We start from the raw sequence: 3,249 nt of genomic DNA on the forward strand, positions 1-3,249 counted from the left end.
CAACCCACCGAACAACAAACGATCACGCAACAACCGCTAAACACCACTCCACAGGACTTGACCCAGCGCAGACCACCACCGGTGCTGCCGTCGCCGGCGCCGACCGTAGACGCCCAGGTCAACCTCCACATGCTCCCAACTGCGGTCGAAGTGCATATCCCGGTCGGCGGGGGACACGCGAAGGCCGTACCCCGCACCTGATGAACTCGTCGAACCGTTGCTGCAGGCCGTCACCCGCATGTCAGCTCCTATCCGCCACCAAGCCTCGCAGGGCCCAGGACGGTCGTCGAGGTGTCCGGGGACCGTCCAGCGCCGGCACAATGCTCGGCTTCTACGAATGTGCCGAGGTGTACGGTCTGTGCCGGAGGTGCCCCGTGGCCGAGGAGTTGCTGTTCAGCGTCGATAACGCGACCGCCGTTCCCGCCCGTCGAATCTCCTTGGCCGAGGCTGGCCTGCTGGAGCGCCAACACCTGCAGCAATGGGTGATCGATCATCCGGAACTGATCGGCGCAGGAGTCAAGGTTGTCACATTCGAATACGGCAAATGGGTTTCCGTTGGAGGGTCTGCGACCGCAGACCGGCTGGACGTGCTGGGTCTTGACCGCACCGGACGGCTAGTGGTTGTGGAGCTCAAGCGCGACCGCGCACCGGACACAGTGACCATGCAGGCGATCAACTATGCGGCGATGGTTCGCCGCTTCAGCCTGGACATCCTGGCCGATGTGCATGCCGCCTATCTTGGCGGCTCGACCACTGGCGAGGAGGCGTTGGCCCAGTTGATGGAGTGGGCCGAAGCAGTCTCGGACGAGACGCTGAGCCCTCCGCGGATCGTGCTCATGGCCGCAGATTTCGGCCCGACTGTCACGAACACCGCCCTGTTCCTGTACGAAGCAGGCATCGACATTCGGCTGGTCCGCTACCAGCTGTACCAGACCGCCGCCGGTGAGAAGGTCCTGTCCGTCGCGCAACTGCTGCCCGTGCCCGATGCCGAGGACTTCATGATCCGGCCGCGATCCAGCGGCGCCACACAGGCAGCCGCCCGGGCCTCGGGCGAACGCCGAGCGGCAGCTGTTCAGCGTCTCATCTCCCACGGTGCCATCTCGGACGGCACCGAATTGACCATCGTCGTACCCGATCTCGTCGACCAAGATCGAGATAGCATTCGCGCATGGCTGGGCACTGACCCGAACCGGGCACGAGTGCAGTGGCACAATGACGTCAACGGACCCGTCAAATGGGCTGCCGATGGGCAACGCTATCGGATCATCGCACTGATCCGACACATCATCGAGACCGCCACCGGGCAGCCGCCACGAGCCCAACTTTGGCCGCCGAACTGGTACCGGGCACCTGATGGGCGGACCCTCCACCAGATCGCGGAACCCCTGCCGTAAACCGCCCCAAGGTCAGCGGCGATCAACACTCCGTTGACAAGTGGCTCTGGGCTGGGTGCGTACGGCAGATGGCCGCAGCGCCGCGCGCCGACAGCGGCAGATGCGTACACATGATCATGAAGATACCGATTACTGCGAGTCCGGCGGCTTGGCCTTCTGCGGGTAGATCGTCTCGTGGCGGGCCAGCATGGCGACGAACTCGCTGATCTTCCGCTCGCGGGTCTGCGCCCGTTTGACGGCATTGACGCGGTGGATGAGAGCGAAGCGGTTGGTTTTGGTGAGTACGTCGAACATGGCCTGGGCGGCGGGGTCAGCGGCGATGGCGGCGAGGAGGTCGGCCGGCACCTCGGCTTCCGACGGCGGGGCGTACGCGGCAGCCCACCGCCCGTCCGCCTTCGCGGCTTCCACCGCGGCGCGGCCTGGGGGCAGCATCCGCTCCTGCGCCTCCAGCCGGGCCACGTGGGCGACGTTGCGTTGTGACCAGGAGCTACGGGGCCGGCGAGGGGTGAATCGGATCCAGGAGGTCTCCTGATCCCTTTTGCGGGCCTGCCCGTCGATCCAGCCGAAACACAGGGCCTCGTCGACCGTCTGCTGCCAGGTCAGCGTCGTGGCTGTGCCGCCCTTCTTGGTCAAAGCAAGCCAGACACCGGGCGACGTGGCGTGGTTGGCCGACAACCACACGCGCAGGGCGTCGGCGTCCGCGACGATCAACTCATCCAGTTCGGCGCTCGCCATGACGGCAGACTAACGGCTGCGCCGTTGCAGAGTTCCGCGAGGAGATCGTCGAGCCGCTGCTCGAACTCCGCCCCGAGGTCACCATCGGTCCAGCCCTGCACGGAGCGATCATGCCCTGATGGCCGCGATGAAGCAGCCGCGAGCGTCTCTCCGAGGCCGGAACCCGGCTCAGCAGCACCGGCGCCTTCGCCCCTACCGAGCCTCGCCACCGAGATGGCGACCGGGTTTCGGCATCAGCGGATGTCCGTCAATCTCGCCGGCCGCCGGTCAGGTGGATGTGACGTAACCCCGGACCAAAGGCGGCCACGTGGTCTGCGGTGCCGTGGTGCGCCTTCGAGGGTGTGAAGCGGCCCGCGCTGACGGCGACGTCGTAGGCGCCTCCGCACGCGTACTCGGCCAGGATCCCGGTCACCTCGCGCTCGGCAGCCCAGGCGAGTCCGGCGTCCAGGGTGTCGAACACGCCGGAGGCGTATCGAGCACGGTCACCGTGGAAGATCCAGACAGTCGACCTGAGCGGGCTCCCCTGATCACTCGTCGGCCTGCGGCACAGGCCTTCCGGGGTGAACGAGAACGAGGCGGGGAATGTGCCTGGCCGGTGACGTACGGCGAGAACCATCGGCTCGGTGTGTACGCCCCGTAGCTCAGTGCCGGGTTCGGTGTTCGCGAAGGCGTTCCACAGGTGGAAGCAGATCAGGTCGTGGTCGGGCTCGGGCATGGTGTAGGTAAGCGTCTTGGGATAGAAGGAGTTGGTGCCACCGATCCACAGCGAGGGGGCTCCGAACGTCTCGATGACCTCGGACAGTGCCCGGTCCTGCGTCACCCATCCGCCGATGTCGGTGCTCAACTGCTGGAACTCCGCCTCCGACAAGGCCCGATCCAGTTCGAGCCAGCCAAGGCGGTGAGCGATCTCGGCGTAGACAGAGGCCGTGGCATCACGCAAGGCATCCGCCGGCAGGATCCTGCTGTAGGCGCCCATGACGCCCGTCGCGGTGAAAGCGTCTCGTGCGCGTAGTCCGTCACACTCCGTCCACCACCGCTTCAGGCTTCCATCCACGGCGGTCAAGTCCTGTGGAGTGGTGTTTAGCGGTTGTTGCGTGATCGTTTGTTGTTCGGTGGGTTG

4 protein-coding genes are annotated in these 3,249 nt (G+C 65.9%); 2 read left to right on the forward strand and 2 right to left on the reverse strand.

Annotated features, from left to right (window positions below; genetic code table 11):
• On the forward strand, nt 1-201 hold a 201-nt coding region (locus tag V6U90_RS32865), incomplete at its 5' end, for a hypothetical protein (RefSeq protein ID WP_334444988.1).
• A gap of 173 nt (nt 202-374) precedes the next feature.
• A complete protein-coding gene (locus tag V6U90_RS32870; protein WP_334444990.1) occupies nt 375-1,394 on the forward strand; it encodes an endonuclease NucS domain-containing protein in 1,020 nt (339 codons plus the stop codon).
• Nucleotides 1,395-1,523: 129 nt separating this feature from the next.
• On the opposite strand, the gene V6U90_RS32875 is transcribed toward V6U90_RS32870, so the two are convergent.
• Both V6U90_RS32875 and V6U90_RS32880 read right to left on the reverse strand, forming a co-directional pair.
• Nucleotides 1,524-2,129: a YdeI/OmpD-associated family protein gene (locus V6U90_RS32875; protein ID WP_334444992.1), complete on the reverse strand. Its 606-nt coding sequence runs from the start codon at nt 2,127-2,129 to the stop codon at nt 1,524-1,526.
• Nucleotides 2,130-2,376: 247 nt separating this feature from the next.
• Nucleotides 2,377-3,249 (reverse strand): DUF7710 domain-containing protein (locus tag V6U90_RS32880; RefSeq protein ID WP_334444994.1); only part of this gene is annotated, 873 nt, incomplete at its 5' end.

The sequence above is a fragment of the Micromonospora sp. CPCC 206060 genome, from assembly GCF_036906895.1.
Classification (GTDB): domain Bacteria; phylum Actinomycetota; class Actinomycetes; order Mycobacteriales; family Micromonosporaceae; genus Micromonospora.

What these genes read in the sequence shown, in the direction of transcription:
- V6U90_RS32875 (WP_334444992.1), bottom strand. Translation starts at nt 2,129, where the DNA reads ATGGCGAGCGCCGAACTGGATGAGTTGATCGTCGCGGACGCCGACGCC.